The sequence below is a fragment of the Archangium violaceum Cb vi76 genome, from assembly GCF_000733295.1.
In the GTDB taxonomy this organism is placed as follows: Bacteria; Myxococcota; Myxococcia; order Myxococcales; family Myxococcaceae; genus Archangium; species Archangium violaceum.
On the sequence record NZ_JPMI01000055.1, the window covers coordinates 14,207 to 33,267 of the forward strand.

Annotated in this window: 8 protein-coding genes; 5 read left to right on the forward strand and 3 right to left on the reverse strand. The window is 65.8% G+C overall.

The genetic code is table 11. From position 1 onward, the window contains the following. The first annotated feature begins 106 nt into the window (after nt 1–106). Nucleotides 107–2,080, forward strand: a complete 1,974-nt coding sequence (htpG, locus tag Q664_RS09075; protein WP_043392274.1) for a molecular chaperone HtpG — start codon at nt 107–109, stop codon at nt 2,078–2,080. A 71-nt stretch (nt 2,081–2,151) separates the two neighbouring features. On the opposite strand, the gene Q664_RS51835 is transcribed toward htpG, so the two are convergent. The 3 genes from Q664_RS51835 to Q664_RS62100 form a co-directional block, all read right to left on the reverse strand. Then, nucleotides 2,152–6,258: an Ig-like domain-containing protein gene (locus Q664_RS51835; RefSeq protein ID WP_152622000.1), complete on the reverse strand. Its 4,107-nt coding sequence runs from the start codon at nt 6,256–6,258 to the stop codon at nt 2,152–2,154. Nucleotides 6,259–6,453: 195 nt separating this feature from the next. After that, nucleotides 6,454–10,458 carry an adventurous gliding motility protein AgmC gene (agmC, locus tag Q664_RS62095; RefSeq protein WP_152622001.1) on the reverse strand — a complete coding sequence of 1,335 codons (4,005 nt, stop codon included), beginning with the start codon at nt 10,456–10,458 and terminating at the stop codon, nt 6,454–6,456. A 108-nt stretch (nt 10,459–10,566) separates the two neighbouring features. Next, the gene (locus Q664_RS62100; RefSeq protein ID WP_268811388.1) at nt 10,567–12,384 is read right to left on the reverse strand and encodes an OmpA family protein; all 1,818 of its coding nucleotides are present in this window, start codon (nt 12,382–12,384) and stop codon (nt 10,567–10,569) included. Between the two features lie 451 nt (nt 12,385–12,835). On the opposite strand from Q664_RS62100, the gene tssJ reads away from it, so the two are divergent. The 4 genes from tssJ to tssM are packed head-to-tail and all read left to right on the forward strand — an operon-like array spanning nt 12,836 to nt 19,061. Then, nucleotides 12,836–13,372 (forward strand): type VI secretion system lipoprotein TssJ, encoded by a 537-nt coding sequence (gene tssJ, locus Q664_RS09100; protein WP_425117408.1) that lies wholly within the window; start codon nt 12,836–12,838, stop codon nt 13,370–13,372. Then, nucleotides 13,369–14,736, forward strand: coding sequence for a type VI secretion system baseplate subunit TssK (gene tssK, locus Q664_RS09105; RefSeq protein ID WP_043392285.1), 1,368 nt, complete (start codon nt 13,369–13,371; stop codon nt 14,734–14,736). Before tssJ ends, tssK begins: the two co-directional genes overlap by 4 nt. A 9-nt stretch (nt 14,737–14,745) precedes the next feature. Next, the gene (locus Q664_RS09110; RefSeq protein WP_043392286.1) at nt 14,746–15,438 is read left to right on the forward strand and encodes a DotU family type IV/VI secretion system protein; all 693 of its coding nucleotides are present in this window, start codon (nt 14,746–14,748) and stop codon (nt 15,436–15,438) included. Next, the gene (gene tssM, locus Q664_RS09115; RefSeq protein WP_043392288.1) at nt 15,435–19,061 is read left to right on the forward strand and encodes a type VI secretion system membrane subunit TssM; all 3,627 of its coding nucleotides are present in this window, start codon (nt 15,435–15,437) and stop codon (nt 19,059–19,061) included. The genes Q664_RS09110 and tssM overlap by 4 nt, the downstream gene beginning before the upstream one ends.

Here is a 19,061-nt window from a genome sequence, read left to right on the forward strand (position 1 = left end):
CCCGCGGGCGTTCCTCCTCTGGAAACGGTCCCTCGCGACTGGACAAGCCGTTTTCCATGGTTAAGGGGAGGGAGATCGCGCCCCGCGATGGGCGCCCGGAGGAAACATGTCCGTCGACCCCCAGCGGGAAACCCACAAGTTCCAGGCGGAGATCAACCAGCTCCTGAACCTGGTCATCAACTCCCTCTACAGCCATAAGGAGATCTTCCTGCGCGAGCTCGTCTCGAACGCCTCGGACGCGTTGGACAAGCTGCGCTTCCGCTCCGTCACCGAGCCGGAGCTGCTCGAGGGCGCCTCCGAGCTGGAGATCCGCCTGATTCCGGACGCGGAGAAGGGCACGCTGACCATCGAGGACACCGGCATCGGCATGACGCATGACGAGCTGGTGAAGAACCTGGGCACCATTGCGCACTCGGGCTCGCGCGAGTTCCTGGAGCTGGCGGCGCAGCGGGGCCAGAAGGACGCGAACCTGATTGGCCAGTTCGGCGTGGGCTTCTACAGCGCCTATCTGGTGGCGGACCAGGTCGAGGTGGTGAGCCGGGCGGCGGGCAAGGACCCGAAGGCCTGGAAGTGGGCCTCGGACGCCAAGGGCGCCTTCACGGTGGAGCCGGCCGAGCACGCCACGCGCGGCACCTCCATCACCCTGCACCTGAAGGAGGACCAGAAGGACTTCCTCCAGGAGTGGCGCCTGCGCGAGCTGGTGAAGCAGTACTCGGACTACGTGAGCCACCCCATCAAGCTCCAGGTGCGGAAGACCACCGGCGAGGGGGAGGAGAAGAAGACCGAGACGCAGCTCGAGGTGGTGAACAAGGCCAGCGCCCTGTGGCAGCGCTCCAAGAGCGACATCACCGACGAGCAGTACCAGGAGTTCTACAAGCACCTGACGCACGACTGGGAGGCGCCGCTGGCGTGGACGCACTTCCGGACCGAGGGCAACCAGGTCTTCACGGGACTGCTCTTCCTGCCGAAGAATCCGCCGTTCGACTTGAACGCGGCCCAGCAGCGAGGGGTGCGGCTGTTCGTGAAGCGCGTGCTCATCATGGACCGGTGCGAGGAGATGCTGCCGCAGTGGCTGCGCTTCGTACGGGGCGTGGTGGACTCGGATGACCTGCCGCTCAACGTGTCGCGCGAGCTGCTGCAGGACTCGGCGGTGGTGCATGCCATCCGCAAGCACGTGACGAAGAAGAGCCTGGACATGCTGGAGAAGCTGTCCAAGGACAAGGCCGAGGACTACCAGACGTTCTGGAAGAGCTTCGGCACGGTGCTCAAGGAGGGCCTGGCGGTCGACACCGAGTACCGCGAGAAGCTGGGCACGCTGGTGCGCTACGAGAGCTCGCGGGAGGAGGGGCTCACCTCGCTGGCGGACTACGTATCGAGGATGAAGGAGGGCCAGGAGGCCATCTATTACATCTTCGGCGAGTCCCGGAAGGCGGTGGTGGACTCCCCGCACCTCGAGGCGCTGAAGAAGCGTGGGTACGAGGTGCTGTACATGACGGACCCGGTGGACGAGTGGGCCACGCAGGGGCTGAGGGACTTCCAGGGCAAGCCGCTGGTGTCGGCCATGCACTCGGACCTGAAGCTCAAGGAGACGGACGAGGAGAAGCGCGAGAAGGAGGAGCGCGCGAAGGGGCTGGGGCCGCTGGCGGACCGGATGAAGGAAGTGCTGAAGGAGCACGTGCGCGAGGTACGGGTGTCGGACCGGCTCACGGATTCGCCGTGCTGCCTGGTGGTGCCCGAGGGCGGCTCGCACGCCTACGTCGAGCGGCTGCTGCGTGAGCGAGGCCGGGGCATGCCGCGCGTGAAGCGGATTCTGGAGGTGAATCCCTCGCACCCCATCGTCGAGCACCTGAAGGCGCTGCAGGAGAAGGAGCCGGCGTCCCCGCAGGTGACGGAGTGGGTGGAGATGCTCTACGACCAGGCGCTGCTCACCGAGGGCAGCAGCGTGGAGGACCCGAACCGCTTCGCGCGGCGGATGACGTCGCTGATGACGCAGCTGGCGGCACAGTCGCCGGTGACGGGCACGCACACGCCCGCGGGCGCGGTGGCCGCGGGCCCCGAGACGCCGGCCCGGCCCAACTGAATCAAATGAAACGCCCTGTCCCCTCTTCGAGCGGGACAGGGCGCGGAAGTCATGGACGCGTGGGATTCAGCTCAACTCCGCGGACCCGCGCTCACGGAAGCATTGTCCGCGAAGGAGTGGATCTTCGAAGGCTGGCCGGCGAGGCCCTTTTCGTCCACGGGCAGCACGCGCCAGAACCACTTGCCACCAGAGGGAAGCTCGAGTGACGTCCCTGTGCGCTCGGTCAAGACGAAGCGCACGTCGGAGTTGAAGTCAGCGCCACGCGCCACTTGCACCCAGTACTTCCTGGCACCGGGCACCTTCTGCCAGGAGATCGTGGTGGGACGGGAAGCAGGTCCGCCACAGGGAGAGGAGATCTCCGGAGCCACCAGTGCGGCCTGGGCCCCCTGGGAATCCAGGGTACCGTGCAGCAGCTGAACTCCCGTCCTATTCAGCTTCACCTGGCTGTCCGGTGCCAACCGCAGCACGTTGCCGTCCGACAACACCAGCACGGCTCCCGCCGCGGCCCCGGTCTTCACCAGGTCCCCGTCACACACCTTGCCCTCGCTGGCCAATGCCTCCAGTTTGTTCTCGGCCCCCGCCGTCACCTCGCCATGGGACGACATCAGCCGGGCCGCTACTCCCTGGTCCGCGCACTTCAGCTCGGACACTGGAGGGAGCTCCTTCGGAGCGACGGCACGCACGAAGGTGAACTTGATCTCAAGCACATCCTTGCCTCTCGATGGCTTGCCCGGCTTACCCTGAAAATCCACCGTCAGCTTGTCAGACCCCTTGAGTTCCGGGATGCGTTGGGTGAGAGCGCCGCGCACGCTCTCGGCTCGCTGCTGCATCAGTGTGGCTCCCGGCTGATCCGGGGGAAAGCTCGCATGCACCTTCGCGAGCTGGTTGTTCTTGAGCAGCTCTTGCACCCGCACCACGACGGTATCCAGCTTCTTGGGAGAATCCGTGTCGGACCCACCAGAAGGGAAGGAGAAGGATGCAACGATGGGGTCAGGCTCCTTGCTACCCGGCTGGACCGGAACGGCACAGCCACGGCGAGTCTTGACACCAAACTCCTTGGGGCAGGCATCCGCGTCATCGGCGACGCCATCGGTGTCACCATCGTTCTTGAAGAGCTGAGCCAGAGCCTTGACGCCCTCCGCACTGGCATCCCTCGGACACCCATCCCCACGGTCTCCAGACTCATAGGGGCAGAAATCTCCCGCGTTGAGGACGCCATCCTTGTCCTCATCCGCGTCGGGCATGCCCGTGCAGAGACGGTCAGGGCCGGGGCCGTCGCTCCCAGACGCCCAGGAGAGGCCAGCGAAGAGCCGGAAGTTGGGAGTGCCGTAGCCACTGGTGAGTCCAGGGCCTCCACCCAACCGGACAGCCAAGCCACCTGGAAGCGAGTACCCCACGGCGGCCAACAGCTCCAGCGGGCTGGCACCGGACTGTGGGTTGTTCAGCGCAACGGCCCCCTCCAGGCTGCCCTGGATGAAGAGCTTGGAGTCGGCTCCGGACCACTGTGCGCCCAGCGCATAGGTCAACTCATTGCCCACGTTCAACCCAAGCAACGGAACCTGATTGGCGGGCTGGAACCGGCCACCCACGTTGGCGAGCACTCGCAGTTGCTTGTTGTCGGACCACTGCGCCAACAACATGGGCTGCACGCCCACCCCACCGGAGCCAAGGAAGCTCTGGCTGTTGGCGGTGGGGAGCGACACGACCGCGGCAGCACCCAGACTCAGTGTCTCACCCAGAGGGAACACCGCCTTGGGCACCAGCCGCAGGTCCCCCAGGCCCGTACCGGTGGCGTTCTCTGGAATGAAAGCCCCAAGCTCACCAGGGGCCGGGCCCCACTGACCCGTCACGGGAAGCGCCAGACCCAGTTCGAAGTGGTTCAGCAAGGAGATGGACGCCAACACGTCCGCGGTCACCTGATCGGAGACGATACTCTGGGCGAATCCACCATTGCTCGCGGTTCTCAAAACCAGCGGGTTGCGGGCATAGCTGACCGAGAGACCCGCGTGCAGGCCAACGCCTGGCGCAACCTGGGGGCTGTACACCCCCAGCACGTCCCTGGAGCCCGGAGCAGGCTTGTACTGCTGGAGGTCGACGCCCTGAGCACGCACGGAGCCCGCCTGGAACATTGTCAGCAGCGCCAGCAGGGCACTTCCGCCAGCCATCTCCCGCCGGGAGGGGCGCGACCGGCGCCGCCTCAGGAACGCCAGCAGCGGCATCAGGGGGAGCAGCGGAGCGGCACCAGAAGCCGAGCAGCCCGTGAGGCCACCACCACCGCCCTCATAAAGGCTGAAGACCCACGTCTCGGTGGCGGGCGTATCATCCACATTGCCCGCCTCGTCTCGCGCACGAACCCGCAGGGTATACGAGCCCGGCTCGAACGAGCGGGTGCTATTGACGAGCGTATCGCACGATCCGAAGGCTTCCGTCCCCACGCTGCACTCGAAGGTCACGCCTTCCTCATTGGACTGGAAGCCGAACTTCGGGTTCGCGCTGTTGGTGAAGCCCCCGGGTGACTCGGTGATGAACGTGTCCGGCAGGTCGACGTCCACTCGGAAGGAGGACGGGGCGAACTGATCATTGACGTTGCCGGCCCTGTCCCGACTCTCGAGCACCAGTGCATAGGACCCCGTCGGCAGCGTGCTGCCCGGCGCACAACCCCAATTTCCGGAGGCGTCCACCGTCGCGGTGCAACTCTCATTGCCATTGACGAGCACCCTCACCGTCGAGGCGGGCTCCGCGGTGCCAGAGATGACAGGGTTCGAGGCGGTCAGGAACTGCCCCGCCGCCGGCTGCAGGAGAACAGGCGTTGACGGAGGGGTGAAGTCGCTATTCCATTCATAGACGACCTTCGGGCCCACCAATCCCACCAGATCGATGGCATGGGCCTCGAGAACGTGACGTCCCTCATCCCGCGCCCCCACCCGCTGCTCGGGACTACAATCGAACGTGATCGTCCCATCCAGCGTGCACTCGATCCTTTGCACCTCTTCACTGGCAGCCAGCCGGAAGGTGGTGATCTCCTCATTCGTCCATGTGGGCGGCCCGCTGAGAATTTCAACCACGGGCGGAGTGGTATCGACGATCCACTCGGACCTCAAGGGCGTCACGTTGTTTGCCTGATCCTTCACGAGGACCATGAAGACGTGGGGCCCATCCGCCAGACCGCTGACGGGGTAGGGACTGGTGCAGGTCACATAGCTTGCACCGTCGAGGCTGCACTCGCTGACTCCAAACTCATTCGTCAAGAATCGGAAGGTAAACGACGAGGCGCTGAGCAGCGGTCCCGGCGCCGCACTGAAGCGGGCCGTGGGTGGAGTCACATCCACCGTGAAGCCCACCGTCTGCGCTGCACTGGCTTCTCCACTCGAATTCTGTGCCCTGACGGATGCGACATAGGCGCCCTCCGTCAGCGCGGTGCCCAGTGACAACGACCAGTTTCCCGAAGCATCCACGGAGGCAGACCCCACATCCGCGCCGCCGATGGCGACGATCACCGTGGCGCCCACCTGGGCCGTGCCGCGGAAAAGAGGTGTGGAGTCATTGGTGTAACCGTTGTTTTGAGGCTCGACCACGACGGGTGTTGGCGGAGGCGCCAGACTCACGACCGTGCTCTCGGGTTGAAGACGCCAAGTCCCCTCAAGCCCACTGACCACCTGGATCTGGTGACTCCCCGGAGAACGAGGCATGTCGACGGCGCCCACGAATTGGCCCGAGGCACCTACCTCCAGACGAGCCCCTTCCACTCCATCCACGAAAACGAGCACTTCGGAGCCGGCCTGAGCCCGGCCCTCGACAGGCAGCACACCTCCCGGCACGATAGCCCCCTGCCGAGGGACCTCCAGCCACGGCATGGCGCTCTCATCTGGCGCTTGGCTCACCGGAAGAAGCTCGCTGGGCTCGTCGCTGGCCCGCAGCATACCCGCCCCGGGCCTGCTCAGTTCCAGGTGGTGCTCGCCTGCCTCCTGAATCCGCGCCAACTCCCAGGCCCGCGAGGCTCCGGCCGCCCCCGACCGAATGAGCACCCAGGAGCCTGATTCGAATCCATGGGCCGACGCCACCTCGACAATCCGGGTGGTCCTTCCATGAGAACCCGCGATTCCCATCGAACCCCAACCCAATACAGACAAGGCCAACATGGCCCTCAACCACCTGTGCGACATCCTACGCTTCATCATCCCTCCCTACGGGCTCCATGTATCTTGTCCTGCCAACGGTCTCGGGACCCAACCACCTCTGGCGCGAACCACGCCCGGCGGATGCCAGCACGAGACCTCTGGACCACCGCTCCGGGAGACAACCCCAGCCGGAGCGGCTTGTCCAGAAGGGCCGGCGCGCCTCCAGGGCAAGAGGCCCGCCAGTCCCCGCGTTTTCTATCCGCGTCGGCGCCTGCCCTGACCAAACAGCCCTGCCAGTCCCACCAGCGCCAGCAACGCACCGCCACTGCCCGAACTGGCACAGCCCAGACCTCCGCCAATCACCTTCGCTGGTGACTGCGAATCAACCAGGAGCGTGATGGGATCCGAGACGCGGCCCTCATTGCCCGCCCGGTCCTTCGCCCGGGCCTTGAGGTTGTGCGAGCCATCGAACACCTCCTGGGAAACGATTTGCGCCCGCCACCGTCCCTGTCCATTGGCGACACCAAAGGCCACGGGCTCGGAAGCGTTGTCGAGCAGCAGCGCCACTTCCGCGAAGGGCTCGGAGTTGCCGTCCACGACGGGGAAGCGCGTCGACACCTTCAACTCGCCCCCAATTGAATCAATGACGGGCGGCTCCGGCTTCTCGGTATCGACGTTCCACTCGTAGAGCGCGGACTCCACGCTCAGGTTTCCCGCCAGATCCTGGGACCAGACCCTGAGGCAGTTACGCCCTTCCTTGAGTCCTTCCTGGACCTGATAGCTGGCACGAGGCCCCAACAACACCCCCGAGCAATCCAGCGAAGCATCCACACTGGACACGCAATCACTGATCGCACACCGGAAACCGGCCACGCTCACCTCCCCCGGCGCCGAGAACTCGAAGTCCGCCGTCGTGAAGCGCTCCCATTGCGCGGGAGTGCGCACGATCTCCACCTTGGGAGGAACCTGATCCACCGTCCAGTAATAGATGTCCTGCAACTCGCGGGGTGTGACGATGTCTTTGGCCGTGTCGCGGGCCAGTACGCGAAGACTGTAGCTTCCCGGGTCGTTCAGCAGGAGCGTGACCCTGTCTCCGGACGCCTTGGTGAACTGGCCGAGATCGTTCGTGGTCGTATCGTTGAGAATGTAATAATACTCGACCACGCTGGCGAGAGGGACCTTGAGTTCGAAGTTGAACGTCGCGCTCAAGGAGTTGGTGGGATTCTCCGCCCCTGAACCTGGGAGGATGCGGGCCACGGGCAGTCCCGTATCGACTTCCCATGTGTGGCTTTCCACCTGCTCGATCGGGGTGAGGTTGCCCGCGAGATCCCACGCCAGGACTCGCAGGGTATGGGTGCCCTTCCCGACGAGCGCGACGGGAGGGGAGTACGGGTTGGAGCACTCCGCGAATGCGGCACCATCCACGCTGCACTGATATTTGACGGGTCCACTGAGCACATCGCTCGCGGCGAACTCGAACACGACAAGTGGCGAATCGGTCACCCTCCCGGGTCCATTCGTGATGGTCACCTTGCCAGGCGGAGTCTTGTCCCACGTCCAGGTGCAGGACGCCGGGTACGGATCGACGTTGCCCAGGGCATCCCTCGCACGGGCCAGGAGGGTGAACTTGCCCTCACGCGTTCCCCTGGGCAACGGCCCGGAGCACGACGGCAGGGACGTGGTCACGGTGCCATCGAGCAGCACGCACTCGTAGGTCACCCCCGCCTCGCCACCTGCGCCCACCGAGAAGTCCACCGAGTCGGCATTGGTGAACTCACTGGCAGGGCAGGTGATGGTGGTATCCGGAGGGGTCCGATCCAGGGTGAAGCGAAGCTCGGAGACCGTACCGGTATTGCCTGCGGCATCCGTTGCCACCGCGCGCAGCAGGTACGGCCCATCCGAGAGGGACATTGGAACCTCGTGGCGCCACGCCCCCGGTGACCCAACGGCCTTCACCGTCCCGCCCGCGCCCGCGACTTCTGCCGGAGTACCGCCATCCGTCAGCACCGTGATCACCACATCGCTGCCCGTCTCGGCCGTGCCACTGATGGTCAGTGGGTTATCCCGGATGGTGCTGCTGTTTTCCGGATGGGTGAAGCCAACAGTCGGAGCAAGTGTGTCGACATCGAAGAACACGGTGTTGGAGAAAATGCTGACATTCTTGGCGGCATCTCTCGCCACCACCCGCACCCAATGTCTGCCATCGCCCACCGAGGGAGAGAAGCTCCAGGCCCCGCCACTCGCGCTATCACCCGCCCTCACAGGGGAACTCGGCGCCGCGTTGTCGATGTAGACGATGACGTCGGAATCGGCTTCCGCGGTCCCCGACAAGACGACGGATACGTCTTTCTTGAAAATAGACGCAGGCGTATTGACGACAGGCTGGACAGGCGCGATGGAGTCAATCCGCCAGGAGTAGACCGCGGGAGACGGATCTTCATTGCCAGCCACATCAGTGGCCACGACCTGCAGTTCGTGCGGCCCCTCCCCCAGGTCTGTATAGGTAGTCTCCGAAGCACACGAGTCCAGGGTGCCCGTATCGAGCTTACATTGAAAAGTCGCAGTCTCGGTTGCTCTGAATACGAACCGAGCCAATTTCGAATTGTCGAGTGATTTTGGACTTGAGGCGATGTGTGTATCAGGTGTGGTAGCATCTACCGTGAATGCAAATGCCCGCTCCGCGCCCCGGAGTCCGTTGTACTCCGCATAGGCCACGACTGAATTGAAACCGTCAGTCAAATTGCTGATTGGCGAGCTGCTGAAAGCTCCACCTGAGACCGTCAGAGGCCCGACTTCGTCACCATTGCTGAAGCGAAGAAAGACCTTGCTGCTGGCCGTGGCCTTCCCGCTGACGGTGGGCAGTGCGTCGATGACATAACCAGCCCTCGTGCGAGTGACGGAATTCACCGCCGCATCCGGCGGGGCGAACACCCCTGGGAAGGATCTGAAAACTCCTTTGGCGCCCGCGGTTGCACCATGGTTGGGCGTCACGGTGTCCCCTGATGCACCTGCGTTGCCGAAAGCAACAGCACCGGTGGGCTCACCACAAGCATTGGTCGCTTGAATGAAAATGCGTCCGCCGCCGCCGCCGCCGCCGGGTCCATAGATAGAGCCAGTAACACCTCCACCATCCCCCCCTTTGGCCGACAACCCAGGACAATCAACCTCATCAGCGATACGCAGGAGGATGGTGCCGCCGCCGCCACCACCGCCACCTCCGTCTTCATCTGTCGTATTCGCCACGCTCACGCCATTCGCGGTGATGGTCCCGGTTCCAAACAGCGAACCAGCACGAATGAATATCGCACCACCACCTGCTCCACCCACAGTCCCGACATTGCCGCGCCCACCGCCTCCTCCCAGAATCAGGCGCCCCGGAAAATCCGCCTGAGATATCCCTACCCCGCCCTTGCCCCAGCCAGCTTTGCCTGATTCCGTGAGGCCTCCGTTACCGCCCTTGCCAGCACCCCCACCACCGCCGCCTCCAGCACGAAGGCACGCGCCACCGCCTCCCGCGTTGGCCACTCTCTCTCGTCCAAAGGACGAACTAAGAGGGTTCCCATATAATCCCTCTCCCTGGCCTTCCGGGTCTGAACTGCCATCATCCGTGCGACCACAATGCCCGGCAGTCTCCGCCTGACCACCCCGGAAGCCCGTCCCATCCGCCGAAATGAATCCTTCGTTGATGAAGGTGTCCCGTACCAGAAACACAAGCACCCCACCCACGGACCCATTCCAGGCGAGCGGTTTGAGCGTGACACCCGACGCAACATGAAGGGAGGTGTACTCAGGCACGGAAATGACCTGGGTCCGTGTGGCATCAAAATCCTTGGTGACAAGTGGTTTTTCCAGATTCAGCTTGCCTGACTCCACGCCGTTGGGAGTGCCCGCGGGCTTGAGTCTAGCGAACTCCCAGCGGCCCACCTTGGCGCCAACGCTGTCCAGGTCGATGGAATCGAGCGCGGAATCGATAATCAACCCCGACGAATTCTCGGTGGTCTGGAGCACCAAGACCAGCTGACCGTTCGTGAAGTCGGCGCTGCCGGCAGTAGAGACAGAGATTGACGTGGGACCCGAGGTTGCCGTTGCGCCCGAGAAGCCCGTAACCTTCTGGTACTTGTTGATGGTCGGCGCAGGGTTGGTTCTGAAGCTCTCGAAGCCCGAGATACCGGTACCCAGGAAGAAGGTATCCGGCTCGGCGGAGGCCAGCGAGGCACCTCCGAGCACCACCAGGGCCAGCCATGTCCTGAGCGTCTTCACGAATTCACCCCCATCGCATCATCCCTCTGGCCTGATGCCCAAAGCAGTTCAGCACGAGTCCTCAATCCGTACAGCGGAGAGGGCATGACGCCCCCGCCGCCTTCGCACCTATCGCTGGAGTGCATCAGTGCCCTCCTCGCCATTGCGGATGATCTTGAAGTCCACGCGGCGGTTGTTCTCGCGGCCAATCGACGTCGCATTGCTGTCGGCGGGCCTGTCCTGACCGTAGCCGCGGGCCACCAGGCGCTCGGGTGCCACGCCCTTGTCGATCAGGTAGCGACGCACGGCCTCCGCGCGCTGCTGCGAGACGCGGCGAAGCTCGTCTGGGAAGCCCCGGTCGTCCGTGTGTCCGCCCACCACCACGCGCGGAATCTCCGGATGCTCCCGCATCACCTTGGCCACCCAATCCAACAGCTCGAAGGAGCGCTGCTGGATACGAGCCCCGTTGGCCTCGAAGAACACCTTGGCGCCGTTGATCAGCTTGAGTTCACTGGGCGTGATGGCCAGCCGTGGCACCTCGTGTTCGGGGCAACCCAGGTTGGCCTCGACTCCCGGCTGCTGCGCACAGGTGTCCACCCGGTTGGGCACACCGTCCTTGTCCGTATCCTCCTCCGGGCAGCCCTTGCGCTCGACCGGACCGGGTTCGTCGGGGCACTCGTCCTGATCGTTCTCGATGCCGTCCTTGTCCCGATCCTTGAGCGGGCAGCCGCGGTTCTCCACGAGACCAGGCTCCGCCGGGCAGCTGTCCAGCTCGTCCTCAACGCCGTCCTTGTCCTGATCGCGTACCGGGCAACCCTGGCGCGCGGCATCACCCGGCTCCGTCGGACAAGCGTCCAGGGAGTCCTCGATTCCATCCGAGTCCGAGTCGGTCCGGGGACAGCCACCGCGCGCGGGATCGCCCGCATGCTCCCAGCACTTGTCCAGGCCGTTGCGTACACCGTCCCGGTCGTAATCCATGTCCGGGCACTCGTTCACGATGTCCACGGCGGTCCCCAGCTCACACTTCACGGAAGTCTCTCCGGGGCCCTGCCGCGGCGTCACGTCCCCAAAGGAACCACCAGCAAGCACCCGGAACAACGGAGTCCCCGGCGCCGACCCCACCCCCACTCCCGCCAGCGCGAACACCTCCAACGAGGGGTTCACCAGGTACCTCGCGCCCGGCAGGAGTTCCGCCGACCCGGCCTGCCCGGACAGCGGGATCATTCCCCGCACGTTGAACTCGTACCGCAGCCGCCTCCCCGTCGAGACCAGCGCCGCGCCGACGCGCAGCTCGTTGCCCACGTCCTGGGCATCCGTGTTGGGGCCCAGGTCGCTGATGCGACCTACCGGGCGCGCCATGAATCCCACGTCCAACCCGGCCCTGAAGAAGCCGAAGCGCCGGCCCACCATCACCCTTGGCATGTAACGCATCCCCGCATCCCGCCCGAGCCCCGCCTCACTGCCCACGGGCAGCCCCACCACTCCCTCCACTGCCAGGTCGACCCCACCCCGCGCATCCTGGGTGAGCAGCCCCAGCCGCAACCCCACCGCGGGCGTTCCCAATCCGAAGGACTGCGGACTCAAGAACCCCGTCTGGCTCGGCCCCGCCCCCTGCTGAAGCGCCACCAACGGGAGCTGCACTCCCAACTGGAGCCAGTTCGTCACGGCATAGGCACCGGCCAGGTGCATCGTGGTCCGCACCCCCACGATGGGTTTGGAGCCCTCCCCCTCCCGATAGAGCACCAGGGGGTTATGGGAGTAGTGGCCCACGGCCGAGAGGCGGAACTGCCCCGCCTGCAGCATCTCCCCCATACCCACCAACAACGAGCCCTCCGCGCCAGGATTCAGATCCAGCCGCTCCAGCTCGAAGTCACCCAGTGAGGGCTGCGCGAAGGCCACCATCCCTGGCAACACCAGGAACAGCACCAGCGCGACAGGTCCAAGCATCCTTCGTCCCATGAATCCCCCACTTCGGATGTGTCGCCGCCAGGGAAAGGCGCGCCACCGCATCGAGCAGAAACGCAAGGCCGAAGCACTCTAGCAGTGTCTTGCCGCGATCCTGAAGACTTCCGAGCGCCTTCGAGCCAAACAAGCAAGACCTGAAAAACAACCGTAAAACTGTTGCTCCATATCGCTACAGGCCTGTCCCCGCCAGGCGGGAATCCCTTACGCTCCGAGTGGACATTGATCGTGGGCTTGCGGCCTGTCTGACACTCTGGCAGGTTTCACACCGCCAATCCGACCTGTTGTGGGGGGCTTACCGCACGTGAGAAGAGGACTCGTGAAGGCGCAGCCACACGCATGCTCTGGGGCGTGCGTCCGCTCCAGTCGTCGCGGCAGGGGGGTTCTGCTCTCACTCCTGCTCGCGGCCACCGCCAGCACCTCGTGCGCGAAGCGCATAGCGCCCAAGCCGTGCGAGACCCCTCCTCCCATGCAGGTCGTCCTGGACGTCTCCGACCAGGTGAATCCTGATCCGCGTGGGCGCTCGCTGCCCACCGTGGTCCAGGTCATCCAGCTCAAGGACAGCGCGAAGCTGGAGCGCGCGGGCTTCCGCGACCTCTGGGGCCGCCCCAAGGAGTTCCTCGGTGAGGACCTGCTGGCGGTGGCCGAGTTCACCGTCGCCCCCGGCCAGAAGTTCCAGCGGTGGATCCAGCGCGATCCCAAGGCCCGCTTCATCCTGACCATGGGCCACTTCCGCCAGCCTCTCGGCTACTCGTGGCGCACCGTGTCCGCGCTGGACCCCGTGCCCGAGCTCTTCTGCGTCGAGCGGCCCGCGGGAGACCAGGGCGAGCCCAGGCCCGGTGACGTGCAACTGCGCTACCGGCTCCAGGGCTATCAGATCGACATCCTTCGCACCCAGTTCACGCTGACGCAGCCGGCTCCCGCCGTCCCGTCCGCGGCCGAGGTGCCATCCCACCCCAAGGGGAGTGCATGAAGAACGCGCAACGCGTCGTCTGGTCGGAGGGGATGTTCATGAGTCCCCACCACATGCAGCAGCTCGACCTCTACCACGAGAACCTGCTGGATCTCCGGCTGGGCGCGCTGGAGCCGTACCCCTGGGGCGTGTTCTCCCTGGAGTTCGACATGGAGGCGCTGCGCGCCGGCCGCGTGCAGCTGCGCCACTTCAACGGCGTGCTCCCCGATGGCCTGCCCCTCGCCCTCCAGAATGGGGACCCCGAGGCCCCGCCGTCCCGCCCCACGGAGGGCGTCTTCCCGCCGGCCCAGCAGGTGCTGGACGTCTACCTCGGCGTCCCGCGTGAGCGCAGCGGCGTGGAGAGCTATGGCGGCAGCGAGCGCACCAGTGGCAATCCCCGCTTCTCCCCGACCAACCGGCCGGTGAACGACCTGACCTCGTCCACCTCCATCGTCCCGGTGGCCTTCGCGCAGCGCAACGTGAAGCTGCTCTTCGGCACCGAGCCGCGCGAGGACTACGACGCCGTCAAGATCGCCGAGCTGTCCCGCGACCGCTCCGGCAGCCTGACGCTCGTCGAGAACTACATCCCGCCCGCGCTGCGCATCGATGCCTCGCCCTACATCATGAGCGAGCTGCGCAACCTGCTGCGGCTCATCGTGGCCAAGCAGCGCCAGCTCGCCTCGCGGCGCAAGCACCGGGACGCTTCCGCGCTCGAGTTCACCGCCTCGGACGTGACGCTCTTCCTGGAGCTCAGCGCCCTCAACGGCATCATCCCGCTGCTGCAGCACGCCATCGACGCGGGCAACATGCGGCCCCACGCCCTCTACCTGGCGCTCAGCCAGTGCGCGGGGCAGCTGAGCACCTTCGTGGCGGACGCGGATCCCACCACGCTGCCGCCCTTCCAGTTCATCCAGCTGCGCGCCACCTTCGAGGAGCTGTTCCGCCGCCTGCAATCGCTGCTGCGCTCCGTGGCCCTCGAGCAGTGCCTCTCCGTGCAGATGCAGTCCGGCGAGGACCGGCTCTACCGCGGCAAGCTGGAGGACGAGCGGTTGGATCGCTGCGGCCAGTTCTTCCTCTCCGTGCGCAGCGAGCTGCCGGAGAAGGTGGTGGCCGAGCAGCTGCCCAAGCTCGCCAAGCTGGCCAGCTGGGTGGACATCCAGAGCATCGTTCAGGCCGCCTCGCCCGGCGTCCCCATCCAGGTCAACTACCGGCCCCCGCCCGAGGTGCCCATCCAGCCGGGGACGCTCTACTTCTCCCTCTTCACCTCGGACGGCTACTGGAGGAGCGCGATGCGGGATCGCACGCTCGCCCTCTACCTGCCGCACCCCTTCGACGCCGCACAGACGACGGTGGAGCTGCTCGCCGTCCCCACCGCCAGCCGCTGACCTCACGCCATGCAACGAGTCACCGAAGCCACCAAGGACTGCTTCGACGCGGCGATCCGGATCCGCAACTCGGATGCCGCCTCGGTCCCCCCTCCAGAGGTGCTGCACCACCGTCTGCGCGGAGTCGTGGACGAGATGCTGCGGCGCGCCGCCGTGCTGGGCTTCAGCCACCAGGACGCCCAGGACATGGCCTACGCCATCGTCGCCCTGCTCGACGAGGCCGCCCTCACCCGGCCCGAGCCCTACCGCTCGTTCTGGATGACCAACCTGCTGCAGCTCCAGTACTTCAACGAGAACGTCGCCGGTGACGGCTTCTTCCACCGCCTCCAGGGCATCCGGAAGGATCCACACCGTGCCGAGGTGCTGCAGGTCTACTACCTGTGCATGCTCTTCGGCTTCCAGGGCCGCTACCGCATCCGTGGCGGCGAGCTCGAGTTGATGACGCTCATCGACTCGGTCCAGAAGGACCTGGAGCGTGCCAAGCCCTTCGACTACGACGTCCTGTCGCCCCACGGTGAGCGGCCCACCGAGTCCATGCTCACCGGCAAGCGCAGGCTCTCGCCGATGGTCATCTCGCTGGGGGCGATGATGCTCGCCCTGCTCGTCTATGGCGGGCTGGTGCTCGGCCTGGACGGCGGCGTCGACACCTTCCTGAACGAGATCAAGCTCCACATGGCCACCAACGGCGGGGGCACGCAATGATCTGGGCCATCGTCATCACGATGCTGGCGGGCCTGGCATGGGGTGCGATCACCCTGCTGGGACTGCCCCCGCTTCTCACCGGACTCGCCACCACGGGCCTGTTGCTGCTGTTCGCGCTCGGCAGGTGGATCGTCGGCAAGGTGAAGGCGCGCAAGGCGGCCAAGAAGCTCGAGGGCGCCCTGGAGCAGCAGGCCGAGGAGCAGATCAAGACCGTCCGGCCGGACCTGCAGCCGGAGATCAAGGCCATGCAGGCCGAGTTCTCCAAGGCGGTGGAGGCGCTCAAGACCTCCAAGCTGTCGCGGGGCCGCAAGGACGCCCTCGCGGTGCTGCCCTGGTACCTCATCGTCGGACCGCCGGGCGCGGGCAAGAGCACCGCGCTGCGCAACTCGGGGCTGAAGTTCCCCTACCTGTCCGCCAAGGGCGGCGGCGTACGCGGCGTGGGCGGCACGCGCAACTGCGACTGGTGGCTCACCAACGAGGCCGTCATCCTCGACACCGCCGGCCGCTACGTGAGCAACGAGGACGACAAGCCCGAGTGGTTCGCCTTCCTCGACACGCTGACGAAGTACCGCCCGAAGCGGCCCATCAACGGCCTCATCGTGGCGGTGAGCGTCAGCGAGCTCATGGGCGTGGATCCCCAGGTCGCGGGCGAGCTGGGCCAGAGCATCCGCGAGCGCCTGGACGAGATCACCTCGCGTCTGCGCACGCTGGTGCCCGTGTACCTGATGATCACCAAGTGTGATCTCCTCCCCGGCTTCACGGAGATGTACGCGGACCTGACGCGCTCCGAGCGCGGGCAGATCTGGGGCTTCACCTCGCCCATGAACTCGCAGGCGGAGGCCTCCACGGATCTGCTGCTGGAGCGCTTCGACGAGCTGGTGACGGTGCTGGAGCAGCGCACGCTCAAGCGGCTGGGCCAGGAGCGCCGGCTGGAGGCGCGCGAGCACATCTACCAGTTCCCCCAGAAGTTCGACTCGCTGCGCAAGAACCTGGCCGAGTTCGTCCAGCCGCTCTTCCTGGACAACGTGTACCAGGACACGCCGGTGATGCGCGGGTTGTACTTCACCAGCGGCACCCAGGAAGTGAAGCCGATGGAGCGGCTGGCGAGCTCCTCGGGCGAGCTCTTCGGCGACACGCGCCCTCAAGAGACGAGCGCGGAGGGCCGCAGCTACTTCCTGTGGGACATCTTCACCAAGGTGATGTTCCAGGACCAGGAGATGGCCGTCCGCAGCTCCATCGAGGAGCAGCGCTACCGCCGGCGGCAGCTGGTGCTCACGGCCACCTACTTCACGGCCGCGGCCCTGATGCTGGTGCTGCCCATCGTCTCCTACTTCCAGAACCGGGCCCTGGCGCGCAACGTGCGCAACGCCATCACCGCCGTACAGCTCGATGACCGCGACGACCTCACGCGCATCAAGGACCTGTCCCCACTGCAGTCACAGCTCCAGGAGCTGACGAAGCACAGAACGGAGGGGGCCCCCTTCTGGCTGCGCTTCGGCATGTACCAGGGCGAGAAGCTCTTCCCGCTGGCGCAGTCCTTCTACAACACCGCCCTGCGCCGGGTGCTGCTCGGCAATCAGTACGAGCGCATCGAGCAGAACCTGAAGATCTTCTCGGACAACCAGGACTCGCCGGAGTGGAAGCCCGGCGCCGAGGACTACGCGCACCACTTCGATGCGCTGAAGATGTACCTGCTCATCACCTGGCCGCACGCACAGCGGGAGCCGTCGCTCGACGAAGCCCATCAGGATTGGCTGGTGGACCAGATGGTGCGGCACTGGACGCACGTGAAGGGCGCGGGAGGCGAGGCCAACCTGCAGCAGGCCATCAGCCGCCACGCCCGCACGTACATCCAGATGCTGTCGGCGGATCCGGAGCAGTTGGGCTTCGCCCGCGACAACAAGATCGTGCGCGCCTCGCGCCGGGCCCTCAACCGCGTCCCCGTGACCACGCTGGAGATGGACCGCATCGTCGCCGACGTGGGCCGCGAGTACCCGGATCAGACGCTGGACGACATTGTCGGTGCCGTGCCCGCCATGCGCGCCACCAGGCGCGTCCGCGGCGCCTTCACCAAGACCGCCTGGGACCAGGTGGTGCGCTCGCGCCTGGAGTCCGCCTTCAAGAACAAGGAGGCCTGGGTGCTGGACCGGGACGCCAGGGAGGACGAGGAGCAATCCCGCGCCGAGCTGCGCACGCGCTACTACCAGCAGTACATCCAGGAGTGGCGGGACTTCCTCCAGTCCATCACCGTCCGGCCTCCGGATGACGTGGACCAGATGCAGGCCTTGCTCGAGAGCCTCACGCGCGGCAAGCCGGCCGCCTTCGGCAAGCTGTTCCGGGCACTCGCCTACAACGTGCAGCTGGTGCGCACCCCAAAGGACGAGGAGAAGAGCACGGCGCGGAAGATGCTCGAAAGGGTCATGCCGCCCGACAAGCAGGACGAGCAGAAGCTGCTGGATCCGAACGCGTCCACGGGCGAGTACACCCTCGGGCCCCGGGACGTGGAGAAGGAGTTCACCACCCTCATCCGGTTCAGCAACGAGAAGTCCCCCTCGGGTGACGGCGAGGAGCAGCTGACGGCGCAGGACTTCTACCAGGACCAGCTCGCGCTGGTGCTCAACTCCCTGCTGGGCGTGAAGGAGAAGCCCCAGGAGTCCGGAGCGCTGCTCGATAAGATCAAGACCACGCGCGAGAGCGTGGCCATGCTCGTCAAGAAGTACGAGAGCGGCACCCCCATCCTCGAGAAGCTGCTGCTGCCGCCCTTCCAGGACATGCGCTCCATCGTCTTCGCCGGCGTGGCGCAGAACAAGAGCAACGACTTCTGCGAGGCCGTGGCCAAGCCCTTCAGCGCGATCATGGCCAACCGCTACCCGTTCGTCCGCGAGTCGATGCAGGACGCCCCCCTGGCCGAGCTGTCCGAGTTCCTGCGGCCCTCGGGCGGCACGCTGCGCAAGTTCCTCCAACAGCACCTGGCCGACGAGGTCATCACCTCCGGCCGCAAGTGGACGTTCGCCAACTTCAACACGCGAGAGATGTACCGCGACGACCTGCTCACCTTCCTGGAGAAGGCGAACAACCTCACCACCACCCTCTACCCGGGGGACACGGTGGATCCGCTCGTCCGCTTCCAGGTGCGCGTGCGCGCGGGCACGTCGCCCGACACGGCGCCGTCGGAGATCTCCGCCATCACCCTGACGATCGACGGCACGGATGAGCTCTACCGCAACGGCCCGGACAACGTCTGGAAGCCGATGAGCTGGCCCGGCCAGGCCGGCAAGCTGGGCGCGCACATCCACGTGGAGAACGCCTCCGGGGCCACCGCCGACATCGACGAGCCCGGGGAGTGGGGCCTGTTCCGCCTGCTCGAGCGCGTGAAGCGCATCGAGCCCAGCGGGGACGGCCGCTTCTTCACCGCCGTGTGGGAGATCGAGGACATGAACGGAGCGCTCGTCGCCATCGACTTCCGGCCCGAGCGCACCGCCAACCCGTTCTTCGGCCTGTCGGGCAACAACACCTCCCGGCTGCTGCAGATCTTCCGGGATCCGGGCCTGTCTCCTCCGATGGGGATTGCCCGCGGCGGCAAGGGCTGCGTCGAGATGGTGAGCACGAACGGAGCCCCCTGA

Excerpts from the sequence above, each read along its gene's own strand:
- htpG (WP_043392274.1), top strand. The coding sequence starts at position 107 with ATGTCCGTCGACCCCCAGCGGGAAACCCACAAGTTCCAGGCGGAGATC.
- Q664_RS09110 (WP_043392286.1), top strand. The coding sequence starts at position 14,746 with ATGCAACGAGTCACCGAAGCCACCAAGGACTGCTTCGACGCGGCGATC.
- tssK (WP_043392285.1), top strand. The coding sequence starts at position 13,369 with ATGAAGAACGCGCAACGCGTCGTCTGGTCGGAGGGGATGTTCATGAGT.
- Q664_RS62100 (WP_268811388.1), bottom strand. The coding sequence starts at position 12,384 with ATGCTTGGACCTGTCGCGCTGGTGCTGTTCCTGGTGTTGCCAGGGATG.
- tssM (WP_043392288.1), top strand. The coding sequence starts at position 15,435 with ATGATCTGGGCCATCGTCATCACGATGCTGGCGGGCCTGGCATGGGGT.
- Q664_RS51835 (WP_152622000.1), bottom strand. The coding sequence starts at position 6,258 with ATGATGAAGCGTAGGATGTCGCACAGGTGGTTGAGGGCCATGTTGGCC.